Consider the following 17,550-nt stretch of genomic DNA (forward strand, 5'->3'; position numbering starts at 1 on the left):
CATTTTAGCTTGCTCCCAATATAAAATTGGGACAAACAGTAAATGTGACAATACCCATTGAGAATTCTCAAAGTCCAATTACAATGCCACTTTACCTATTGCATATATCAACACACATTTAAAACAGAGCCTTTTTATTTAAAAGAATTTAATATTCCTAAAGAATAAAAAAAACACTAACATTTGTTAGTGTTTTTTTGGTGGCTCGAACTGGAATCGAACCAGTGACACGAGGATTTTCAGTCCTCTGCTCTACCGACTGAGCTATCGAGCCATGCTTACCTGGCAACGTCTTACTCTCCCACACAGTCTCCCGTGCAGTACCATCAGCGCTGTAGACCTTAACTTTCCTGTTCGGAATGGAGAGGAGTGTTACCTCTACGCCGTCATCACCAGATCACAAGTAGTATTATATCTAGATATCACTATTATGTCAACAACTTTTTTAAACTTTTTTGATTTTTTTGTTTTTTTATTTATATTAAGACTTACTATATACTTCTTTAACACTTGATATCACTAGCATTAATAGGATTTTAAATATAATATATAAAAGTATTTATTTTTTAAAATTAAAACCCTATAACTAAAAAATATAGCTTAATTTTAATAAATTTTCTTATTATATTCTCTATTTTCTTGCACATTCTTTTGATTTTTCCAGCAAAATATCTATTCCATGCTTTATATCATTTAATACAAAATCCAATGCTTCCTTGCATGCTTTTGGACTTCCTGGCAAATTAACTATTAACGTTTTCCCTCTAATTCCAGAAATAGCTCTTGATAACATTGCTCTTTTAGTTATTTGAAGACTATAATATCTTATCGCTTCACATATTCCTGGTGCTTCTCTTTCAATAACTATCCTAGTTACCTCTGGAGTTATATCTCTTGGAGAAAATCCAGTTCCCCCTGTACTTAAAATAAGATTAACATTAAGTTCATCACTCATATATATAAATTCTTTTGACAACATATCCTTATCATCAGGAAGAATTATTTGCCTTACAACTTCAAAATCATTACTTTCCACTATTTCCTTTATTACAGCTCCACTTTTATCTTCTCTTTCGCCTGTATATCCTTTATCACTACTTGTAATAATTCCAACTGTATACATTAATCCAAACCTCCTCAATATTTATTACTAAAAAAACTTTATTATTTTCCCCCTATTTTAACTAAGTAACTATTATAAAATTATATCATAATAAAATAAAAACATTTATGCTAAATCCTTCTTATAATTGAGTTTGCACACAACAATGACAGCAAGGAGCTATACATAAATGTTTCAAAACACAATTATATCAAATGAACTATCAATATACAAATTTTTCAAGCAATTAAATTTTGATTCATATCTAACTCAACCATAATTAAGACATTTAGAAAATATTAGGAATAAAACTTCATAAGTTTTCCACATCATTGAGTGTTGAGGACTTTGACCTTGTAACAGTTAAAGATAAACAATACTATATTTACAAAGCTTGCCCAAACGGTACGCCGATAAAAGAAATTTTTGAATCATTAAAAATAACTTGAGAATTTGTTTTTTATTCAACTGTAAAACTATTCAAGTAGAAATGCACTATCATAGAAAATAAACATTGAAATATATAGGAAATAGCTGTGCGTAAGTCAGAGATAACCATTGTCACTTACTTTAATAACTTTTACTATCCAACTTGTATTTTTAAATTTTCTTATTTTCACAAAGAAGCATATTCAAAATTTGCTTATACAATAAATCAATATCTCTATATCTAAATATTTTACACCCTAGATAAAAATCTTTTTTAATATCTTCTTGTGATGTTATAATTAAAGCATGATTAGTACTTATTTTTTCTACACAGCCCTGTATTTCGTGTATATAATCATTTACAAGAAAAATAGCTTTATCTGGATTTAAACATATATTAATTTTTTTTATCATATTATCATCTTTGTTAATACTTAATCCTAAAATCATAATATCACAATCACAAACTTCGTATAACATTTCAATTTTATCTTTTATTTCTTTTATATTTGCATCTTTACTAACAGGAATATATTCTAATCCATATAAAATTCCTATTGATTTTGTACATGCACCTACAGCATAATAGCCATCACTTCTAAATTTAGCAGTTAATGTTTCTAATACTTTTATCATCTTACTTTCTGTGTAGTCATAAACTATTATTAATGGCACATCCATTTCTTTTGGCGGTGAAGATACTTCATAAAAATGTTTTACTATTAAAGGATGCCAAAATTTAATAATATTATTGAAATATTTACCTTTATAACTTTCATCTTGCCACCAATCATCTATAACAACAATGCTTTTTTCAAACTGGTATATAATAGACCTAATTTTTTCACAACTACTTGCTATATTATTTAATAAAATTAATGTATCAAATTCATCAACATTTATGTCTTCAATTCTTTTAAAACTCTTAATTTGATTTATATAGGGTGATTCAAAATTACATTCTTTTTCATTCATACATAGCAATGCAGCATTACTAACCCAATCTATGTTTTTATAATTATTTACTCTTACTGTATTATCTGAATAATTAATTGAGGATTTATACAATTCTTGCTTTATTCCCTCTAAAGTTATATTAGGATGTTTATCTATTATCTTACAAACCTCAGCAGTAATCATTGGTGCTGCATAACTATTACACATGCGTGTAAGTTTTGATTCATTCCTATTTTTTAATAACATATGTTCACTACAAGCAGTTATTTCAATGCCATCTAAAGGATATAAATTAAAAATATATTCTCCTTCTTTCAGAACATTATTTTCACTGCATTTTACACCAATAGCATTGCTAAAAGATGCAGGAGATGTAAATATATCTCTATTATTGCATGCAGCTACAATAATAAGTTCTTTATTATACGCTATATTAATTGTGTCTTTTATCATTTCAAAATCTCTATAATCTATGGTACCAAGGCTAAGATTAGCAACTTGGATACCATTATCTATGCACCATTCAATAGCTTTAATAAGTTGTTTATTTATACATTTATGAGTTTTATCATTAAGCACTTTTATACTAGTAAGCATCGCTTTAGGATAATATTTTTTTACTATAGCAGCACAAATGGTACCATGACTGTCATTTAATAAATTACATCTATCAACGTTTTGTACTGTAAGATCAGTAGTTATCTCTATACTACGTACAATGTCGTATGTATCATAAAGTCCAATACCAATACCATCATCAATTATTGCAACTGCTACCATTTAAACAACTTCCACATCTTTTTGTTGCGATTCATTATTAATAATTTTAATAATATTGCTTATTGTATTAAATTTAATATTATCAATATCGTCTTCTGAAATAGTAATATCAAATTCTTTTTCAATGTCGCATAATAAATAATAAAGATCCCTTGGCGCTAATCCAAATTTATTTCCTAATAAATTATCATCAATATTTATATTAAGTTCATTATTAAATAACTCTATGTCAAACCTATTCTTAAATATATTATTCAATTTTATATTTATATCTATATTCTCATAAAAATTATTCACAGTAATTTCCTCCAAACTATATAATTCTACCTTCTTCATATTCTGCCAATTTATTAACTAAAAAATTAGTCATATTTTGTGCATCATTTTTATCTAAAATATTATAAGCAGGTCGATCTAACTTTTGGTACATTTTTTTCTTTTCATTTATAACGTCTAAATTCATTACATTATATTGTAATGACTCTTCATATTTACTAGCTCCAATATTTAAAGATGTATTACTAATATTATAGCAATCTATATCATATCCAAATTTGTATTTACAAGATTTAGATAATAATTTTAAAATTTCTGGTGAACTACTACTATATAATGTACTTAATACAACAACATCTGGCATAACAGCTTGTGACACTTCATAAGCTAAAATCCCAAATCTATTTGTAAATTCATGATTAATAGGCATTATACCACCTGGTACACCGATTACTATTACATCTGGTACTTCTTTATTTTCAATATTCTTAATATAATGATTAAATAAAATTACTTTTTCTGATTCAGTAATAGATTTACTATTCATAAATTTAGGAAATGAATGAAATTCCATTAACTCACAATATTGTCGTGTACCTATTTGCGATACTTTATAGCCCATCTTCTCTAAGTTCTCTCTTAGATTTAGTTGTATCTCAAACTTGTTTGTTCTTTCACATAAACCAAATACTAAAATTATAGGTGTATTAATTGGATAAATTTTTTCAGTTTTAGGGCTTATTATACTATCACTTTCATCAGTAAAATACTTGAAAAATATATTGTTTTTATTGCAAATATTTGATATTTTATCAATCATTTCGTTTTCAAGTTTTATAGTACATATTATATTTTTTGAACTTTGAGCTGCTTTAATAATTTTTGGATATACAAATTTATCCAAATTCATTTTCATACTAGAATTAGTAAAAAAAACTGTGTCGCAATTTTCTAGTGCTTTATTAAAATCACTATCTATAATTATACCAACTGGTTGTCCATTGTCGCTATCACCTGCATCCTTACCGCAAAGTCCCCATCCATTTGGAGAAATAATATTAACAATCTTATAATTATTCATAAGATTACTATGTCTTATTAGTGGTACAGATTCAACATCAAATGGATATATCATAGTTTTATACTCATTTTTCATTTTATCATCCTCATTTCTAATTAGTCATTGAATACATTCATTTCTTCGTTTTTGTCAAAATTATGACCAAATTCTTTTAGAAAACAATAATCTTTAAAATTCTCTTCTACAGATGCTTTAATACTTTTACAACACTCTTCTCTTTTCTCTTGTGAAAATTCGTTTTCATCAGCTTCTAATAAACCCGCACACATACTACAATGTCTTATAGCCCAACAATTTTTACAAGCTTCTTTATTTATCTTACCAAAATTAAAAAGATTCATTACTTTGTTAATATCAAAACCCGTATCTATATGTCCTATCTCCATAATCTCAGAAGTTTCACTAACCCTCTCACACGGATAGAAAAATCCATCTACATTCATAAATAATCTTTGAGTTCCAGGAATACAAGATCCACTAGGATGTGCTTTTTCAGGTAACATTTTTTGAGGCATCAAGCTTTCCGAAAGTTTTGATATTTGAGAATATTGTTCAATAATTATTCTAGAACAATTATTAGTATTCTTTTTCCTTATTAAATAATAGAAAATTCTAAATAATTCATATCCTGCTTTTAAATAATAATCTTCATTTATTTCAATACTAGATTTTCTATTGTTATTAGATATTGTCCCTGATATTATAGCTATATCTTTTATAGCCTCATAATCTAGGAAAAATTTATCTATACAATAAAAATCATTTTCAGTATCAATAACTACATTAAAAATAATATTATCTATATATTTTGGAAACTTATTCTTAATATTTATAATATTTTTAATTACCTTATCAAAAGTCCCAGAATTATTCAAAGCAAGTTTTCTATGATCATCATGTATTTCTTTGGGCCCATCAAGACTAATTGTTAACATTACATCATGTTTATATAAAAACTCTACAATTTGATCAGTTAATATAGAACCATTTGTGGTAATATAAAATGTTACCTTTTTGCCTTCTGCTTTTTTTTCAGCATAATCAATGCATTTCTTAATAAAATCAAATTCAAGAAGAGGTTCTCCTCCATAAAAAGCTATATCAATTTTATTAACATTCTTTGAATGACTAATTAGAAAATCAATGCCTTTAAATGCTGTTGAAATACCCATTCTTTTATTTGAGTGAGTTCTAGTTAAATAGCTACCCGAATAAACACAATATTCACATCTAAAATTACACTGCTGAGTTACCTGTAATATTATCATTCCTACATTGCTCTCTAAATGAGATGGCACTATCTCATTATGAGGATTATCTATATATTTTACTCTATTTGAAGATAGAGAATATTCCTTACAAAATTTATTTATTTCCTCTGAATTTATACAATAATCAACATCATCCTTCATATAATTTTCTAAAGAATTGTATTGTTTATTACTGATGTTTAATATAGTATTTTTATTCGTATCATATATATAATACCTATCATTGGTTTTAAAAAGCTTAATCAATGGTTTATCATTCATATGCATCATCCTCATTTTTTAATATAATCTATAAAATAAAGCGCAGGATAAGAAATTTCTAACCTACACTTTATTTTAATTTTCAATAGTAATTAACTATAATTATTATGCACCCTTATGTGCAGCATTAAATAATCTGTTATTTAATGATTTACGAGCTGCACCTGTACATTTATCGTAACAATTTTCTAATGCATAGCATATATCCTCATATGCCTCTACTGTTTCAATAACTTCACAATTCTTTTTTCCTAACTTTTTCATTTTAAAATCCTCCTTATAATTTTAGTTTTTTTATTTTATATTATCATCCAAAATATTTATAGATAACTATAATATAGATGTTAATAGCTATTACACATTTCATTTGATGGTATATTTATCATATTTTTGTAAAATATATTTCTGTTGTATAATTCAAAATGATTTCCAATATCCTCTATTGCACCTTGGTTAATAACTATAATTTTATCAACCTTTGCTAATATATCTGGCTTATGGCTAATTATAATCATTGTTTTATCTTTATAATTTTCTTTAATTAAATTATTTACATGATATTCAGTTTCAATATCATAATTAGCGGTAGCTTCATCTAATACTAATATCTTAGAATCTCTTAGAAAAGCTCTAGCCATAGCTATTTTTTGTCTTTCACCACCAGATAGCTTACTTCCTCTTTCTCCTACGATATTTTCATATTTGTTAGACATTTCTTCAATAAATTTATATGCTCCACTTTTTTTTATTGCTGAATACATTTCACTATCTGTTTTCTTAGAGTTAAGTATAATATTTTCCCTTATGCTACTATTAAATAAATACACATCTTGGCTTACCAAAGATATTACTTGTCTATAATCTTTTAATTTAAAAGAATTAATATCTTTTCCATCTAAAAATATACCTCCAGAATCAGGAGTTAAGAATCTTAAAAGCATATTAATAACTGTTGTTTTACCGGAACCATTACTGCCAATTATAGCAACCTTTTCTCCTGCATCTATTTTAAAGCTGATATTCTTTAATACAGACTCTTTATCATTGTACGAAAATTCTACATTTTTAAATTCAATAGTTCCTAAAACTTCATTTGAATTTAATTTTTGTAATATTTTTTTTTCATTTCTATCCTCAGTTTCCATGTCCATAAATTTAAAATATCTTTTTGCAGATGGTATTATACTTGCAAAACTATATCCAATATTCATGATTGCAAATATAGGTCCAGTAACATAGGAACTGTATGTTATAAATGCAAATAGCTTTCCAACAGTAAGAGTATTACCTATAATGAAATATCCCCCAATAATATATATTAATGCTGTTATTGTTTGTGTAAATACTGTTTCAGAAATTTCATTTGCTTTTCCCAAATATGACATTCCTATATTTTGTTTTATTATCTCTCTTTGTTTTTTTATAAACTCACCTGTTTTTAATATTTCTAATCCCCAAGTTTTTATTTCTTTTATTCCTCCAATAGTATCTCCATACCAACCAGAAAAATCTTCATAACTTTCTATAAATTTTTCAAATAAATCTTTTCTCTTTTTAGCAAGATACTTCACAACTAAATATCTTATCGGTGTTACTACCATTACTAAAACGTAAAGTCTCCAATCTATAGTAATTAGTCCTATAATTCCGACTATAATTCTAAAAACACTTGTTATAATATAAAATGTACTTTGATCTGCTATTTGAGATATATTACTAATATCTGTTCTTAAGTTACTTATTATCTCAGCATAATTTTTACTCCAGAAGAAACTCATTTTCATTTTTAAAATATGCTTAAAAGCTTCCTTTTCAAGATTGTATGATAATAAATTTTCTATATAAGTACGATATTTAGTTTCAATTATCCCCAAACCCTGAATAATAGTTATCAAGATCAAATTATAAATAGAATATGTTATAATAAGTTTTAAATTTTTTGAAAGTAATCCTTCATCTATTAATAGTTGATTAATAAGAGGTGTTAGTATACTTAAGCCAGATGATATTATTATACAAGTAATTACTATGATTATTTTCCATCTATATGGTTTAAACAAAGTTATAATCCTATTCATAATTTGCTTGTCCTCTTTTTTTATATTCATAATCCTTCTCCATAAAATATTATTTGCTTAAAGAAATTTTACTTCCAAGTGCATACTAACATAATAATTAAACTAAATAAATACATTTAACCCTAAATATATCAATTTATGTATAAAAACTAATAATATTACATATTATTCCAACAAATTGAATTTATGCGCAGATTTTTATGTTTTATGATAATATTATTGATTTGTTTCTAAATTATATATTATAAATTAAAAGTAGTAAGATTAATAAGTTTACATTTTAAATTTATAATATATATAAGTTTTACTTATATATATTAAATTGTAATTTTCCCAAATTACTAACGCTTGTCGTAAATTAAAAGAAGTTATATTAATACATTGAAGTCTACTATAAGTTATCTAATGGTTTCATATTAATTAGATCTTTAAATAATAAATGCTCAAAGAACTCAAAGAACTAGGATTAATTAGCCTAAAACAAAAATGCTTAATTGTAATACATATACTAAGGAAAATTTATAATATAGAGGGGACGAGTTTATATGAATAGTACAAATGATTGGTTTCATAAAGTTTTGAACTTGAGTTTTAAAGCCTTATTTTTTCCTCCATTAATAGGTAGTTTTGTATATTTATGTTATTTATTTTTTAAAAATGACAATAATTTGGTATTGTCAATTTTTTGTTTTTTAATTTCAATTTTACTAATTGGAATAACATATTATGCATTAAAAAATAATTATAACAACTCCTTAATTATCACTATAATATTTACTGTAGCTTTTCTTATAAGATTCTTATGGTTTTATAAAATTGATGGTGTACCTATAAGTGACTTTCATCAAATGTTTGCAGATGCAGAAAACTTTTTACATGGTGATACCCATATGTTTAAAAATTATAGTTATTTTGCTAGATTTCCACACATGAGCATAACGGTTCTATATTTTTCTTTAATTATAAAAGTTTTTCCTAATCCATTAATAGCTATAAAAAATATATATATTATTTTTTCTATGTTAAACATAATATTTATATTTTTTATATCAAAAGAAATTTTTCAAAATAAAAAGAAAAGTATTTGGGTATTGCTTATAAGTTCAATTTACACACCTATGATTAGTTATAATAATGTTTATTGCTCTGAAAATATTGCTATGCCATTATTATTATTAAGCATATTAATGTTTTTTAAAGCCCTAAATAGAGATATGAAAAATAAATTTTTCTTTTTTTCAATGTCAGGTTTATCTTTAAGTATTATGCACCTTTTTAGACCCCTTGGTTATATAATGATTATTGCTTATATAATGTATATTTTCATATATTTCAAAGAAAAATTTAAACTGAAAGTATTTAAAAGTTTATTAGTTATAGTAATGTTTGTAATTCCGTATGTAATTGTAAGTTATACATTAATATCATTAAATATAACAGAGAATCCCCTTTGGCATCCCATGGAGCCAATAAGTGTGTCAGTACTAAAGGGTACAAATATTGAATCCGGAGGAGCATGGAATCAAGAGGACTATGATTTAGTAAATAAATATGATCATAACTATGACTTAGTAAATAAAGCAGCAAAAGAAACTATAAAACAAAGATTAACTACAACCCCAACTATAAAATTATTATGTTTTTATAGTTTCAAATATGGTAGACAATGGTCTATAGGAGATTTTGGTGGTATTTATTGGGCGCAACTAGGATTTAATGAAGCTTATAATTTAGATACAACTGGTAAGAAAAAAGATAGTATTTTAATAAACTTTAATGATGATTTGCAAATTTACACACAGATATTTCACATTACAATTTTAATACTCTCTTATGTTGGATTATATAACAATAAAAAGTTTAAGAATTATAAAATTGATTTCTTTTATATTATGTTTTATGGTCTTTCTCTTCAATGTTTATTAATAGAATCACAAGATAGGTATACCTATCCCTTTTCTTGGATTTTTATAATATTAGCTATTACAGCTTTTAATAAAAATAATATGAGTAGCAATTTAAATGGCAATGGAGGAGAAAATGGACGATCTTAAATATATTATAAAATTATTGCCCACTAAACAAATAAAAGATTTTAGATACATCATAAAATTATTACGTCCTAAGCAATGGATTAAAAACTTTTTTGTATTTGGTCCAATAATTTTTTCAAACAATTTATTAAAATTTGATTTATTAATAAGCAATATTATTACAGTTATCTCTTTTTGTTGTATATCATCTACTGTTTATATACTTAATGATATTGTAGATAAAGAAAGTGATAAAAAGCACCCCATCAAATGTAAAAGACCAATTGCTAGTGGCAAAGTTAATTTGCTTCAAGCTTTAATAATAGGAATATTGTTATGCTTAATCTCATTAAATTTAGCAATAAATGTAAATAAATATATAGTTATTATCATATTTATATATGTGCTAAATAATATAGTCTACTCTTTTAAGCTTAAAAATATTTTCTTAATTGATATATTATCAATATCACTTGGATTTATTTTAAGAGTAATAGCAGGGGGAATTGCAACAACAGTTGAAATTTCTAAATGGATAATTCTATGTACATTATTTCTATCCTTATTTTTAGGATTTGGAAAAAGACGAAATGAGATAATTATTTTAGGTAACAATGCTAGTTCTCATAGAAAGAATCTATCCCAATATACCGAAAAATTACTAGATGAGTTTATAACTATATCATTAACATGTACCATTATGTCATATTCTATTTATTGCATACTAGGTTCATATAATGATAATTTTATATGGACAAGCATTTTTATTATTTTTGGAGCTTTAAGATATTATTACTTAATGTATTCTAAAGAAGCAGGTGGAAGTCCAGCAGAAACAGTATTGCAAGATAAGCAACTTTTTAGTTGTATATTATTATGGGCATGTGCTTGTATTGTTATTTTAAATATATAGGAGGTAATAGAAATAATGAAAATCCCTTTTGCTATTTTTGATGTAGACTATACTATTATAAATGGAGACTCTATGTTCTCAATGTTATTTTTTGCAATTAGCAAAAAGCCAATTCTAATATTCTATACTCCTATAATCTTAGTAAAAATTGTACTGTATTTTTTTAAAATTATAGATGTAAAAACTGCTAAGGAGGCTATATATTTACCTTTAAAATATTTAACTGAAAAAGAATTAGAAGAGTTTTATGACAATGTATTATTAAAAAAAGTTAATTCAAAAGTTATGAAAAAATTGAATTTTCATAAAGAACAGGGATGCTGTATTTTATTAGTTTCAGCTTCACCAGAAGTATATTTACAATATTTTTTTAAAAATAGTTTTATTGACGTGATAATAGGAACTAAACTTAAGATGGTAGATGGAAAATATACTAATGAAATTTATGGTGAAAATTGCAAAGGTATTGAAAAGATTAATAGGATAAAACAATATTTAAATGAAAATAATTTAGAGATAGATTTTGATAACTCCTTTGGATACTCTGATTCTTTATCAGATAAGCCTATGTTATCTTTAGTTAAAAATAGGTATAAGGTTAATAAAAATAATTTAGAATTAATATTATCATAATATAGATTTACTTTATAAATAGATTTTGAACATGTTTCTTTGTTAAAATAATAAAAATCAAAGCATTTCTAAGCTACATTCCTAACTAATAATTCAGCTTCTTTTAAAGTTATGTAATTATTAGCAGAATGTAGTCTTTTTGTTTTAGCATATCAATCATATTTAAAGCTATTAACTCAAACAGAATCATATTACAGTACATTGAAATTTAAAGAAATTAAGTGTACAATTAAATCATATTGCATCTAATTTTACCCAAATATAACTAAATTTAACTATAAAAAAAATTAAACTCTTGAATAAAAATAAATATAATAAAAGTCTCTTACTTTAGTTAATCTAAACAATGAAGCCTTTTTGCTTAAGCTTAATATACTTTTATTTAAAAAATAATAAATCTAAATATGACTTAAGGATGTGAACTATGAAAAACATTTTAATAATTGAAGATGATATATATCAAAGAAAAAATTTAAAGGATATACTATCCGAAGTAGATAAAAATTTAAATGTATATGAGGCTGAAGATGAAGTTCATGCTTTAGATATTTGTAATAAAGTATCAATAGATCTTTTCTATGTAGATGTTTCTTTACAAGACTCTTCTGGTATGGATTTTTGTTTAAAACTTAGAAAAATACAAAAATATGAATTTAGTTGGATTGTTTTTATAACCACACATATTCAATATATGATTGAAGCTTTTAAAGAAATTCATTGTTACGATTATCTATTAAAGCCTTATGAAAAAAAAGATTTGATTAAATTAACTAAAAAACTTATATGTACAACCCAAATAGATGATTTATCTGAAAAAGAAAGAAAACATATAGTTTTAAAAATTAGTAATTGTATTAGTGCAAAAATATTTTTAGATGAAATTGTTTTCATCGAAGTAAGACTTAGGACATGCACCGTTCATAGTAAAAAAGGAAAATATGAAATAAAGGGATTAACTTTAAATAGAATATTAAGTTTAATTAATTGTGATGATATTCTTCAATGTCATAAATCATTTATAGTAAACATTAATTATATAGATAGAATTGAACGTTTATCAAGTACATTATATGAAATTTATTTTAATAACTATAAAGAAAAAGCTTTTTTGGGTTATAAATTTAAAAATGTAATTATGAATAAATTTAAATAGTATTATTAATTTTTAATTTATATCGAAAGGAGCTAAATACAAATGAATATACTTAAAGATTTTATTATTACCTCTATTGAATTAAGTGCATTTATGATATTATGGCAAAAATTTATATTAAAAGGAGAAAAAACTTTTTTTAGAAATCTTATTATAATATTAATTAGTGCATTCATAATGGCTATTACAAATAATATAAAAGTTTATTATAATATGTTTTTGAATTATTTAATTCTTATATTTTCAGTAACATATTTTTATCATAAAAAATTTATCCATACTCTTTTAGAGTTTTGTTTAGTCCTTATAGTAATAATGTTATTACAATTAATAGTTATACTTAGTTTAAACTTTTTTAATTTAAATCACTATTTAGATTCATTTCTATTTGATATTATTACTAATTTTATAATATTAATAATTTCAATAGGCAGCTATTATTTGATTCCTAAAAGAATTAACATATTAGAAATTAACTCAAATATAACTTATTATTTTATAATTAATTTTTTAGGAAACATAATAATATTTAAAATAATTTGGGAATATGACAAGATTCTTATTTTAAATAACGTGTTTCTAATAATTATTGTTCAAACTATAGTATTAATTTTAAATCTAATGTTATATCAGTACATAATGAAAATAAGTGAAGAGAAGAAATCTATGTTAATAAAAAATACTTATAATCCAGTTATTCTTAATATTATAGAAGAAGTAAAAAGTAAGCAGCATGATTTTAAAAATCATTTAAATACTATAAATGGAATAATAGAAACAACAGATAAAGAAAATCTTAAAAAGTATTTAAAAGAATATATACATTCATTAAACTATTCTACTAAAAGCTTAGAGGATATTCTATATATTAATGAGCCAACTATAGGTGCTATAATATACAATAAATTATGCAAAGCAAAAAAGAATAATATTAAGTTTTCATATTTTATAAATAATGATTTAAAAGAATTAAAATTAAAGAGTTATGAACTTTCAGAAATATTGACTAATCTTTTAGATAATGCATTTGAAGCCGTTGAGAATATGGCTAATAAAGAAGTTATATTAAATATAACTTATGAAGATAATGAGAATATCTTAGAAATTAAAAATGAAGGAATACCAACAAGTCTTTCAAATATTTCAAAAATATTCGAAAGAGGTTTTTCAACTAAAGAAGGAAATAATAGAGGTTATGGACTTTATAATGTAAAAAAAATAGTTGAACAAAGTGGTGGCAATATTCAACTATTTTTTGAAGATAAATATATAATTTTTAGAATATTATTTTAATAAGCTTTTAGGGGCATTAGGTTCACCTACAAGTCCAAATGAAACTGTGCAAGCTATAACTTGAGATAAAGCTATTAAAAATGCGCCTAACATATGTACTGTTAAATTCTTTTTTGATTTCATTGATTTACTCCCTTCTTAATATATATTAACTGTATTACTTGTAATACAATAGTTAAAAAACCACAATTTAGATAAGTTATATCTTTTATATAAAATAATAAAATGCATACCCAAAATATTATGAAGAAAGTGGAGATTATTTTAAAAATTCGCTTTCTTTTTTTATTTTTTATAGGTCTATTTTTATTGGGATATGGTGATCTAAATATAACTATAAAAGTACTTAGCACCGCTATTATATAATAACCCCCACTATTGAGCATTGGTAAAATAGGACCAATTAAGCAGGTTATTAAAAAAAGTAATATTGAAAATAATAGACATCTTAAAGTAGTGTTACAGTGATATCCTCCAGCAAAAATTCTAATGGAAAACAAAATTAATATTGAAAATAAAAAGTAATTTATTTTTCCAAGTATATAAAATAAAATTATCAATATAGCTATTTTAAATGATTCATTTAAAATAGCTTGTAATGAGTAATTTATCTTTTCTAAATCATCAGTATTCTTAATATTACTATTTGTTTGTATATAGTCTGTTATTTTTAGTGCAACTTTGTTTATCATTTATATTTCACCCATTTATATTATTACATAAAATATACCACTAATGTTAAAATTAATAAATAAAAATGTAATAAAACATGAAAATTTATACATAAAAAGAATATTTCATAAAATACTTGAATCCTAAAAATATATTTACACCAAACTTTAAAGGATATGATTTAATTATTAATGATTTAGGAGGAATAAATACTTTTAACCCTTTATTTGATAATCGAAAAATTGTTAGTGATCACTTACTATAAATAATGAATGATAAAGGTCATACCAAAGTATCCTTTTCTAAATTAACTGATATAAGTAGACCACCTTTAAATAACTTATTTAAAAGTGAGACTGATAGTAAGACTACGTTTAAAACCCATATAAACAAAATTATTCATACTATTAACATTACTTTAGATGAAATAGTTAATTACTCGGAAGTCCAGGAAGAAAAATAAAAAAGCAATGCAAGATGATTGTGAAGCTTCTTCTCATGAGTCTAATTTAGATTACTTAAAGCAATTAACTAAGCATATACAAAAGCTTATTAAAGATAAGCGTTTAAATATAGATAATTCCACATTTATAGATATAATATATAATAATAGTTTACATATTATATTTTAGATATATGAGAAAATCAGTATTAGGTAATTTATTTTTTATTTAAGCTTTTCATATAATTGTGGAGCTATTGCTCTTAAAACATCTACACTGCTTAAAGATATAAGAAATGGTTCATCATTAGCTGACTTACAGATAGTTATTTTCCATATATTTTTAAATTAATTGCCTATTATATAATTATGTCTTTAATTTATTTCTAAAAAACTTATTTTAATAAATGGTTCTGTTTTAAATGTGTGTTAATATATGCTATAGGTTAAGTGGCATTGTAATTAGACTTTTAGAATTCTTAATAAGTATTGTCACATTTACTGCTTGTCTTAATTTTATATTGTGAGCAAGCTAAAATGGGACTATACTCATTTTAGTTTTGTTAAGTGAGAATCGGAATTTTATATTTCGCTCCTCAAACTTACTCAGCAACTATCAGAAGTCGAGTTTCCTTTTTACATTTCATCCACTTTGCTTATGCATATATCAGCAAACTGCTAAAATATAGCCTAATCGATAGATATATAAATATAGATTTCTGCATTTTCCATATCACAATTTTGATATTCCTCAAAATCACATCTATAATTTCTATTTAATTTCATATTCCATAACTCTTGCCAAAAATTATTAACTGCTTGTTGTACTTGTCCATGAACAATAAACTTAGCATATTTTCCAGCTGGAATAATTTTTACTATAGTGCCTTCACTCATATTTTCTGCATCACTAACTTCACACCCTACCGTAACACTATACTCGCTATTAACATCACTTTCATAATCAGAGTAAATACCTATTGCTTTATCATTTGATTTATTTTTAATAGTATTATATACTCCACCTTCATAAAGATTTTGCCACAGTGATCCTATTATCTCCGTCATATTATCATCACAATTTTTTGTCCTAGCAGTTACCCCTACTACTTTCTTTTCTTTTAAATTTACAACCTCATAATTCATATTTGATTACCTCTCTTTCTTTGATAATCAAATCTTAACAAACATAACATGACATCTATATGTCATATTATAAATATTTTTTTATAATTTCTTCTACTTTTTTCTTAAGTTCTTCTCTCATCTCTAACGGTTCAAGTATCTCAAGGCTATTTCCAAAACCAAGAAAATAATCATATAACCATTTAGCTTTTGGAACACTTACTATAATATAAAATTCATCATTTTTTAAAGTAATTCTTCCATTTTTAAACTCATCGTAAACTCTGGAAGCCATAGAAATATGTACTTTAAGCTTCACTTCAATTAATTCTTCCTTTGGTGACATATCATAACTAATATCTAATGATGGTGTATTTACAAAGGTATCTTTTAAAATTTCTATTTTTTCTATTCTTGTTAATTTAAAAAATCGCATATCTTTTCTTTTTCTACAATATCCATATATATACCAATTATATCCCTTGAATATCAATTTATACGGTTCTATAATACGCTCTGACCTCTCACCTTTATTGCTAAAATAAGAAATATATACTGCCTTTGAATTAATAATACTGTCTTTAATAATTTCAAAATTTTCTTTATCCTCTTCACTTTGCTCCCAACCTGAAAAATCAATCTCTATCCAATCAATTGCATTCTTCCTAAATAAACTTCTTAGTTTTAAAAAAGAATCATCTACATTTATCTGTCCTGTAGCATTTACACTTTGTAATGCCATAAGTACTTGCTTCTGTTCACTATCAGACAATATAGCTTTATCTATAGAATAATTGTCTAAAATAGAAAGCCCGCCACCTTTACCCTGAGCTGAACAAATTGGTATACCATTTGTAGATAATATTTCAATATCCCTGTATATAGTTCTAACAGACACATTAAATTGCTCTGCTAATTCTGCAGCAGTAACACTCTTTTTACTAACTAATATATTTACAATAGAAAATAACCTATCTATTTTCATTTAACATCTCCAATATCTTCTTTAATACTAATTAATTTTCCTACACTATACCCAATTTATTGTTTA

17 protein-coding genes, 1 tRNA gene and 1 rRNA gene are annotated in these 17,550 nt (G+C 24.4%); 6 read left to right on the top strand and 13 right to left on the bottom strand.

What is annotated here, in order from left to right:
- Window positions 1-198: 198 nt before the first annotated feature.
- The 9 genes from NG901_RS15620 to NG901_RS15660 form a co-directional block, all read right to left on the bottom strand.
- Window positions 199-274: transfer RNA gene (locus tag NG901_RS15620), tRNA-Phe, on the bottom strand.
- A gap of 6 nt (window positions 275-280) precedes the next feature.
- Window positions 281-397: ribosomal RNA gene (gene rrf, locus NG901_RS15625) — 5S ribosomal RNA — on the bottom strand.
- A gap of 234 nt (window positions 398-631) precedes the next feature.
- Entirely contained in the window at window positions 632-1,123 is a 492-nt protein-coding gene (locus tag NG901_RS15630; RefSeq protein WP_252216639.1) for a MogA/MoaB family molybdenum cofactor biosynthesis protein, read from the bottom strand.
- 579 nt (window positions 1,124-1,702) lie between these two features.
- A complete protein-coding gene (locus NG901_RS15635; RefSeq protein ID WP_252216641.1) occupies window positions 1,703-3,268 on the bottom strand; it encodes a S8 family serine peptidase in 1,566 nt (521 codons plus the stop codon).
- Window positions 3,269-3,565: a peptide maturation system acyl carrier-related protein gene (locus NG901_RS15640; RefSeq protein WP_252216646.1), complete on the bottom strand. Its 297-nt coding sequence runs from the start codon at window positions 3,563-3,565 to the stop codon at window positions 3,269-3,271.
- A gap of 16 nt (window positions 3,566-3,581) precedes the next feature.
- Window positions 3,582-4,700: a TIGR04066 family peptide maturation system protein gene (locus NG901_RS15645; protein ID WP_252216647.1), complete on the bottom strand. Its 1,119-nt coding sequence runs from the start codon at window positions 4,698-4,700 to the stop codon at window positions 3,582-3,584.
- Between the two features lie 20 nt (window positions 4,701-4,720).
- The gene (gene ccpM / locus NG901_RS15650) at window positions 4,721-6,157 is read right to left on the bottom strand and encodes a Cys-rich peptide radical SAM maturase CcpM (protein WP_252216649.1); all 1,437 of its coding nucleotides are present in this window, start codon (window positions 6,155-6,157) and stop codon (window positions 4,721-4,723) included.
- 105 nt (window positions 6,158-6,262) lie between these two features.
- Window positions 6,263-6,421: a CLI_3235 family bacteriocin precursor gene (locus tag NG901_RS15655; protein ID WP_252216651.1), complete on the bottom strand. Its 159-nt coding sequence runs from the start codon at window positions 6,419-6,421 to the stop codon at window positions 6,263-6,265.
- Window positions 6,422-6,501: 80 nt separating this feature from the next.
- On the bottom strand, window positions 6,502-8,265 hold the full coding sequence (locus tag NG901_RS15660; protein ID WP_252216653.1) for an ABC transporter ATP-binding protein: 1,764 nt from the start codon (window positions 8,263-8,265) through the stop codon (window positions 6,502-6,504).
- Window positions 8,266-8,780: 515 nt separating this feature from the next.
- Between NG901_RS15660 and NG901_RS15665 the strand changes: the two genes are divergently transcribed.
- From NG901_RS15665 to NG901_RS15685, 5 genes are all read left to right on the top strand, one after another.
- Complete coding sequence (locus tag NG901_RS15665) at window positions 8,781-10,289, top strand: glycosyltransferase family 39 protein (protein ID WP_252216656.1); 1,509 nt, start codon at window positions 8,781-8,783, stop codon at window positions 10,287-10,289.
- Window positions 10,276-11,181 carry a decaprenyl-phosphate phosphoribosyltransferase gene (locus NG901_RS15670; protein WP_252216659.1) on the top strand — a complete coding sequence of 302 codons (906 nt, stop codon included), beginning with the start codon at window positions 10,276-10,278 and terminating at the stop codon, window positions 11,179-11,181. Before NG901_RS15665 ends, NG901_RS15670 begins: the two co-directional genes overlap by 14 nt.
- A 15-nt stretch (window positions 11,182-11,196) precedes the next feature.
- Window positions 11,197-11,814: an HAD-IB family hydrolase gene (locus tag NG901_RS15675; protein WP_252216661.1), complete on the top strand. Its 618-nt coding sequence runs from the start codon at window positions 11,197-11,199 to the stop codon at window positions 11,812-11,814.
- 424 nt (window positions 11,815-12,238) lie between these two features.
- On the top strand, window positions 12,239-12,967 hold the full coding sequence (locus tag NG901_RS15680) for a LytR/AlgR family response regulator transcription factor (protein ID WP_252216663.1): 729 nt from the start codon (window positions 12,239-12,241) through the stop codon (window positions 12,965-12,967).
- A gap of 639 nt (window positions 12,968-13,606) precedes the next feature.
- Window positions 13,607-14,260 carry a sensor histidine kinase gene (locus tag NG901_RS15685; RefSeq protein ID WP_252216664.1) on the top strand — a complete coding sequence of 218 codons (654 nt, stop codon included), beginning with the start codon at window positions 13,607-13,609 and terminating at the stop codon, window positions 14,258-14,260.
- Here the strand turns inward: NG901_RS15685 and NG901_RS15690 are convergent.
- Window positions 14,252-14,383 carry an AgrD family cyclic lactone autoinducer peptide gene (locus NG901_RS15690; RefSeq protein WP_252216666.1) on the bottom strand — a complete coding sequence of 44 codons (132 nt, stop codon included), beginning with the start codon at window positions 14,381-14,383 and terminating at the stop codon, window positions 14,252-14,254. The two genes, NG901_RS15685 and NG901_RS15690, sit on opposite strands and share 9 nt — an antisense overlap.
- Window positions 14,380-14,952 (bottom strand): accessory gene regulator ArgB-like protein, encoded by a 573-nt coding sequence (locus NG901_RS15695; protein WP_252216668.1) that lies wholly within the window; start codon window positions 14,950-14,952, stop codon window positions 14,380-14,382. Before NG901_RS15695 ends, NG901_RS15690 begins: the two co-directional genes overlap by 4 nt.
- Window positions 14,953-15,402: 450 nt before the next feature.
- Here NG901_RS15695 and NG901_RS15700 point away from each other — a divergent pair, with 450 nt between their 5' ends.
- Window positions 15,403-15,564, top strand: a complete 162-nt coding sequence (locus NG901_RS15700) for a hypothetical protein (RefSeq protein ID WP_252216670.1) — start codon at window positions 15,403-15,405, stop codon at window positions 15,562-15,564.
- Window positions 15,565-16,064: 500 nt separating this feature from the next.
- Here the strand turns inward: NG901_RS15700 and NG901_RS15705 are convergent, their stop codons facing one another.
- Window positions 16,065-16,520, bottom strand: a complete 456-nt coding sequence (locus tag NG901_RS15705; RefSeq protein WP_252216671.1) for a GyrI-like domain-containing protein — start codon at window positions 16,518-16,520, stop codon at window positions 16,065-16,067.
- 67 nt (window positions 16,521-16,587) lie between these two features.
- Window positions 16,588-17,484, bottom strand: a complete 897-nt coding sequence (locus NG901_RS15710; protein WP_252216673.1) for a helix-turn-helix transcriptional regulator — start codon at window positions 17,482-17,484, stop codon at window positions 16,588-16,590.
- Window positions 17,485-17,550 lie beyond the last annotated feature (66 nt).

The sequence above is a fragment of the Clostridium sp. CMCC3677 genome, assembly GCF_023845585.1.
Lineage (GTDB): Bacteria > Bacillota > Clostridia > Clostridiales > Clostridiaceae > Clostridium > Clostridium aquiflavi.

Bases quoted from the DNA above. Each gene is read 5' to 3' on its own strand.
- NG901_RS15630 (WP_252216639.1), bottom strand. From the start codon at position 1,123: ATGTATACAGTTGGAATTATTACAAGTAGTGATAAAGGATATACAGGC.
- NG901_RS15635 (WP_252216641.1), bottom strand. From the start codon at position 3,268: ATGGTAGCAGTTGCAATAATTGATGATGGTATTGGTATTGGACTTTAT.
- NG901_RS15645 (WP_252216647.1), bottom strand. From the start codon at position 4,700: ATGAAAAATGAGTATAAAACTATGATATATCCATTTGATGTTGAATCT.
- ccpM (WP_252216649.1), bottom strand. From the start codon at position 6,157: ATGAATGATAAACCATTGATTAAGCTTTTTAAAACCAATGATAGGTAT.
- NG901_RS15655 (WP_252216651.1), bottom strand. From the start codon at position 6,421: ATGAAAAAGTTAGGAAAAAAGAATTGTGAAGTTATTGAAACAGTAGAG.
- NG901_RS15660 (WP_252216653.1), bottom strand. From the start codon at position 8,265: ATGAATATAAAAAAAGAGGACAAGCAAATTATGAATAGGATTATAACT.
- NG901_RS15665 (WP_252216656.1), top strand. From the start codon at position 8,781: ATGAATAGTACAAATGATTGGTTTCATAAAGTTTTGAACTTGAGTTTT.
- NG901_RS15670 (WP_252216659.1), top strand. From the start codon at position 10,276: ATGGACGATCTTAAATATATTATAAAATTATTGCCCACTAAACAAATA.
- NG901_RS15675 (WP_252216661.1), top strand. From the start codon at position 11,197: ATGAAAATCCCTTTTGCTATTTTTGATGTAGACTATACTATTATAAAT.
- NG901_RS15680 (WP_252216663.1), top strand. From the start codon at position 12,239: ATGAAAAACATTTTAATAATTGAAGATGATATATATCAAAGAAAAAAT.
- NG901_RS15685 (WP_252216664.1), top strand. From the start codon at position 13,607: ATGAAAATAAGTGAAGAGAAGAAATCTATGTTAATAAAAAATACTTAT.
- NG901_RS15690 (WP_252216666.1), bottom strand. From the start codon at position 14,383: ATGAAATCAAAAAAGAATTTAACAGTACATATGTTAGGCGCATTTTTA.
- NG901_RS15695 (WP_252216668.1), bottom strand. From the start codon at position 14,952: ATGATAAACAAAGTTGCACTAAAAATAACAGACTATATACAAACAAAT.
- NG901_RS15700 (WP_252216670.1), top strand. From the start codon at position 15,403: ATGCAAGATGATTGTGAAGCTTCTTCTCATGAGTCTAATTTAGATTAC.
- NG901_RS15705 (WP_252216671.1), bottom strand. From the start codon at position 16,520: ATGAATTATGAGGTTGTAAATTTAAAAGAAAAGAAAGTAGTAGGGGTA.
- NG901_RS15710 (WP_252216673.1), bottom strand. From the start codon at position 17,484: ATGAAAATAGATAGGTTATTTTCTATTGTAAATATATTAGTTAGTAAA.